At 70.7% G+C, this 5,032-nt stretch carries 4 protein-coding genes; 2 read left to right on the top strand and 2 right to left on the bottom strand.

The genetic code is table 11. The annotated features are described in order from the left end of the window. Positions 1 to 117 precede the first annotated feature (117 nt). Entirely contained in the window at positions 118 to 948 is an 831-nt protein-coding gene (locus GL263_RS21285; protein WP_182857346.1) for an HAD family hydrolase, read from the top strand. A gap of 390 nt (positions 949 to 1,338) precedes the next feature. Here the strand turns inward: GL263_RS21285 and GL263_RS21280 are convergent, their stop codons facing one another. Then, positions 1,339 to 2,208, bottom strand: coding sequence for a Fic family protein (locus GL263_RS21280; protein ID WP_182857345.1), 870 nt, complete (start codon positions 2,206 to 2,208; stop codon positions 1,339 to 1,341). A 126-nt stretch (positions 2,209 to 2,334) separates the two neighbouring features. On the opposite strand from GL263_RS21280, the gene GL263_RS21275 reads away from it, so the two are divergent. Beyond that, positions 2,335 to 3,315 carry an ATP-binding protein gene (locus GL263_RS21275; protein ID WP_182857344.1) on the top strand — a complete coding sequence of 327 codons (981 nt, stop codon included), beginning with the start codon at positions 2,335 to 2,337 and terminating at the stop codon, positions 3,313 to 3,315. A gap of 129 nt (positions 3,316 to 3,444) precedes the next feature. Here the strand turns inward: GL263_RS21275 and GL263_RS21270 are convergent, their stop codons facing one another. Beyond that, a complete protein-coding gene (locus GL263_RS21270) occupies positions 3,445 to 4,659 on the bottom strand; it encodes a polysaccharide deacetylase family protein (RefSeq protein WP_182857343.1) in 1,215 nt (404 codons plus the stop codon). Between the last annotated feature and the right edge of the window lie 373 nt (positions 4,660 to 5,032).

Raw genomic sequence — 5,032 nt, 5'->3', positions numbered from 1 at the left:
GGGGAGGAGTCGAACCGGGTTAGCACGGTCGCGAACGATCCGTGACTTCCATGGTGTACCCGAGAGCCCTCTCAGGCAAACCCACACGCCCCAGCTTACGCCGAATGGTGTGGCCTTATCCTCTCCCTCGTGGAAAACCACTCGTTGCCGCGGACAGCCGCCTTCTTCGACCTGGACAAGACGGTCATTGCGAAGTCGAGCACGCTCACCTTCAGCAAGTCCTTCTACCAGGGCGGTCTCATCAATCGCCGGGCGGTGCTGCGCACCGCCTACGCACAGTTCGTCTATCTGGTCGGCGGCGCCGACCACGACCAGATGGAGCGGATGCGCACCTACCTGTCGGCGCTCTGCCGGGGATGGAACGTCGAGCACGTGAAGGAGCTGGTCGCCGAGACGATCCACGAGCTGATCGACCCGATCATCTACGACGAGGCGGCGTCCCTCATCGAGCAGCACCACCTGGCCGGCCGCGACGTGGTGGTCGTCTCGACCTCCGGCGCGGAAGTCGTCGAACCCATCGGCGAGTTGATCGGCGCCGACCGGGTGGTGGCGACCCGGATGGTGGTGGAGGACGGCTGCTACACCGGAGAGGTGGAGTACTACGCCTACGGCCCCACCAAGGCCGAGGCGATAGCCGAACTCGCCGAGTCCGAGGGCTACGACCTGTCCCGCTGCTACGCCTACAGCGACTCGGCCACCGACGTTCCGATGCTGGAGTCCGTCGGCCACCCGCACGCGGTGAACCCGGACCGCGCCCTGAGGAAGGAGGCGATCGCCCGCGACTGGCCGATACTCACCTTCTCCCGGCCGGTGCGCCTGAAGCAGCGCATACCCGCGCTCTCGATGCCCGGCCGGCCGGCGCTTGTCGCCGCCGCGGCGGTCGGCGCGGCGGCCGCCACCGCCGGGCTGGTCTGGTACGCCTCGCGGCGCCGAGGGCGCCTGGCGTGACGCCCCGCCGCCCCGGCGTCCACGGCAGGTCGGCCGAGGCGGATCGGCGCAGGACTTCCACTCAACGGCAAGACGGGGTACAAAGGACATAACGGCCCGCGAGACCTTACCGACATCCGAGAGGATCAAGGAAAAGAGATCAAGGCCCCACGGACCGACGCATGAACACCGGGAACCCACGCGACGCCGACCCGTCGAATACGGGCCTACCGCACCAGGTGACGGGCAAAGTCCCCGACCTGATCGGAAAAACTCGAGCACGCACTGGTAACCCGGTGGACATGCCAGCGGCGGCACCGCCTCAACAGCGGTGCCGCCGCATTTGTCCGGCCAACTCCCGCCGGTCAGCCCGCTCAGGCCCCGCCGACCGGGCGGATCGGTCCCCGCCGGTCAGGCGGCGCCGCGTTGCAGCGCCTCGCAGACGGCCGTCGACTCCCTGGCCCCCAGCTCCGCGGCACGCCCGCAGTGCGCGATCCAGCGCGCCACGCCTTCAGGAGTGCCGGAGACGTAGTCGCCGAGCGCGGCGAGGTACTGCTCGACACCGCCTTCGACGTGGCCGACCTCGGCCGGGCTGATCGACTTCGGGTCCAGCCCGCTGCCGACCAGCACGATCCGTTCCGCCGCCCGCGCCACCAGGCCGTTGTGACTCACGAAGGGCCGCAGCGCGAGCAGTTCACCGTGGACGACGGCCGCGGTCACCAGCGCGGGGGTGTCGCCGCCCGCGACGATCAGTGCGGCCAACGCGTCCAGGCGGGCGGAGACCTCTTCGGCGGGCGGCGGGTCGAGGCGGACCCCGTCCTCGACGACGGCCTCGACGACGGCCTCGCCGGCGAGCCTGGGGCGGCCGACGGCGTCCGGGTCCATGTCGGGTGAGCCGCCGGCCGCGACGAGGTGGAGCCTGGCCAGCACCCGAAGCGGCGACTGCCGCCACACCGGCAGCAGTTGGCCGGTCTCCGCGGTCACCCGGAGCGCGGCGCCGACCGTGCGGGCCTCGGCGTCGCCGCCGAAGTCGCTGCGCCGCCGGACCTCCTCGAGCGCCCAGTCGGCGCCGGCGAGCGCGGCGCTCGCGCGGGCGCCGCGGAGCACGGCCTCGGCGGTGACCTCGGCGCTGCGCCGGCGCATGACCCGGTGGCCGTAGACCCGGTCGACCGCCTTGCGCATGGACTCGACGGACTCTGCGACGCCGGGCAGACCGGCGAGCGGCGCGAGCGGATCGGCGGCGCCGGACCGGGGGCCGGGCGGGTGCGGAGTCGTACTCATGTCTCCCGACCTTAGTCCTCGACCGGCGGCGGGTGAGCGGCGGGCGGTGACGCGGCGACGCTCGTTCGGGTGGTCTGCTCGGCGGACGGCCGGGGTGAGGGGGCTCCCCGCCCTACGCTACTGAACATGAAGATCGCTTTCGTAGGGAAGGGGGGCAGCGGGAAGACCACGCTGTCCTCGCTGTTCGTCCGCCGGCTGGCCACCGCCCGGCGGCCGGTGATCGCCGTCGACGCGGACATCAACCAGCATCTGGGCGTCGCCCTCGGCCTGACCGAGGCGGAGGCCGCGGACGTTCCCTCGCTCGGCGGTCGGCTCCCCCTGATCAAGGACTACCTCCGGGGCGCGAACCCCCGCATCGCCTCCGCCGAGACCATGATCAAGACGACGCCTCCCGGCGAGGGCTCCCGGCTCCTCCGGGTGGACGAGGACAACCCGGTCTACGACGCCTGCGGCCGGACGTTGACGCTGGAGGGCTCGGACGTCCGGCTCCTGGCGACCGGGCCGTTCACCGAGGCCGACCTGGGGGTGGCCTGTTACCACTCGAAGGTCGGCGCGGTGGAACTGTGCCTCAACCACCTGGTCGACGGCCGGGACGAGTACATGGTCGTCGACATGACGGCGGGCTCGGACTCCTTCGCCTCCGGGATGTTCACCCGCTTCGACATGACGTTCCTGGTCGCAGAGCCCACCCGCAAGGGCGTCGCCGTGTACCGGCAGTACCGCGAGTACGCCGCCGACTACGACGTGCCGCTCCGGGTGGTCGGCAACAAGGTCTCGGACCCCGACGACGTCGCCTTCCTGCGGGACGAGGTCGGCGACGACCTGCTGGTCACGCTGGGCCACTCGGACTGGGTGCGGGCGGCGGAGAAGGGCCGGCCGCTGCCGTTCGCCGAGTTGGAGGAGGGCAACCGCCGGGCCCTGGACGTGCTGTACGAGACGGCGGACGCCTCGTACGAGCGCCGGGACTGGGAGCGGTACACCCGTCAGATGGTCCATTTCCATCTGAAGAACGCGGAGAGCTGGGGGAACGCGCGCGCCGGCGTGGACCTGGCCGCCCAGGTCGACCCGGGCTTCGTACTGGCCGAGCGGACCGCGCAGCCCGTCTGACGCCTTCTCCGTGGCCCGAGGGGTCGGCCGGGGGGCGGACACCGCCCCCCGCGGCCGCCCGGCCCGAGGTGGGGCCGGGCGGCCGGAGAGCACCGGCGGTGTGCGTGGAGGCGGCGGGAGCGTGACCGGTCAGTCGCGGGCGGCGGCGAGGAAGGTGGACCAGCCTCCGTTCGGCGCCTGGCCGACGCCGAGGGTGCGCAGCTCGGCCAGGACCGCCGGGTCCTGCGCGTCGAGCCAGTCGACCAGTTGGCGGAAGGAGACGCAGCGCACGTCGTCCTTGACGCAGACGGTCTTGATGACGTCCTCGACGGCCCGCATGTAGATGCCGCCCTTCCACCCGTTGAAGTGGTTGCCGATGATCATCGGTGCCCGGTTGCCCTGGTGGGCGCGTTCGAAGCCCTGGAGCAGACCGTCCCTCATCTGCCGTTCCCACTCCGGGTGCTTGGCGGGGTCGCCGCTGCCGGGCCCGGACTGGTTGACCATGAAGTTGTAGTCCATGGCGAGCGTTTCGAAGGCCCGTCCGGGCATCGGCACCATCTGGAGCGGGAGGTCCCACAGGCCGTTCCGCCGGCTGGGCCACACCTGGCGTCCGATGCCGCTGGAGTCGTAGCGGAAGCCGAGTTCGCTCGCCGCCCGTACGACGTTCTCGCGTCCTTCCAGGCACGGCGTGCGGCCGCCGACGAGTTCCTTGTCGTAGTCGAAGGGCAGGGTGTCGGCGTCCTTCCAGCCGGTGGTGGTCTTCCAGTTCTTGACGAACCACTTGGCCTGCCGGATCTCGCTCTTCCAGTCGTCGACGGACCAGCTGTCGACGCCGGTGGGTCCGCAGAAGTGGCCGTTGTAGTGGGTGCCGATCTCGCTGCCGTCCAGCCAGGCGCCGCGCAACTGTTCCAGGGTGGCGCGGATGTTCTCGTCCTTGAGGTAGCCGATGTCGGAGGCGCCCGGTGCCCGGCCGGGCGGGTTGTAGCGGCTGGCCTCCCGCTCGGGCAGCAGGTAGATGCCGGAGAGGAAGTACGTCATCTGGGCGTTGTGGCGGCGGCCGACCTCGCGGAAGTGGGAGAAGAGCTTCTTGCTGTCCTCGCCGGCGCCGTCCCACGAGAAGACGACAAACTGCGGGGGCTGTTCGCCGGGCGCGAGTTTCCGCACCTCGGGCTGGTGGGGCTGGACGCCGGTGAAGGACGTCGAGCCGTCGCCGATGACGCGCAGTTGCTGCGGCTTGTCCGCGGGGCGTCGTTCGTCCTTGGGCTCCTCGGGCCCGCTCGTGTGGTCGGTACCGCACCCGGCGGCGAGGGTCGCGAGCGCCATCGTGGCCGCGACGCCCGTGACGATCCTCCGTACGCGTGTCATGCGTTCCACCACCTGTCCGTCCTCCAGCTCGGCGCGGGTGGGCGAGGCCGGTCGGTGCGTCGACGGCGTCTCTCGAGCCCACCCCGGAGCAAAGCTCGCATGAGATGACAAAGCGGTTCGTACGACAAGCTGACGTTATGGCGGCATTCACTCGTTAGACGGAACAGTGGCCCGTTTGCCCGAGACCACCCACAGGTCCGCTTTACCTGGAATTACGATTCATTTACCTGTCCTTGGGAGTAATCAGGCAGTCACCCATGGCTGCCCGCGACGGAAACGAGATCGATGTCCGCCAGCGCACCTGATTCACCACCGGGCACCGGCGCCGAGTCCACCGGTGCCACCGCCACCCCCACCCCCACGTCCACCGAGC

The organism is Streptomyces durbertensis, assembly GCF_014156695.1.
Classification (GTDB): Bacteria; Actinomycetota; Actinomycetes; order Streptomycetales; family Streptomycetaceae; genus Streptomyces; species Streptomyces durbertensis.
The sequence above is the reverse complement of the archived record's forward strand: the minus strand, read 5'-3'. Positions and strand labels throughout refer to the sequence as shown.

Coding starts and splice junctions, on each gene's coding strand:
- GL263_RS21280 (WP_182857345.1), bottom strand. CDS start 2,208: ATGAGTACGACTCCGCACCCGCCCGGCCCCCGGTCCGGCGCCGCCGAT.
- GL263_RS21275 (WP_182857344.1), top strand. CDS start 2,335: ATGAAGATCGCTTTCGTAGGGAAGGGGGGCAGCGGGAAGACCACGCTG.
- GL263_RS21270 (WP_182857343.1), bottom strand. CDS start 4,659: ATGACACGCGTACGGAGGATCGTCACGGGCGTCGCGGCCACGATGGCG.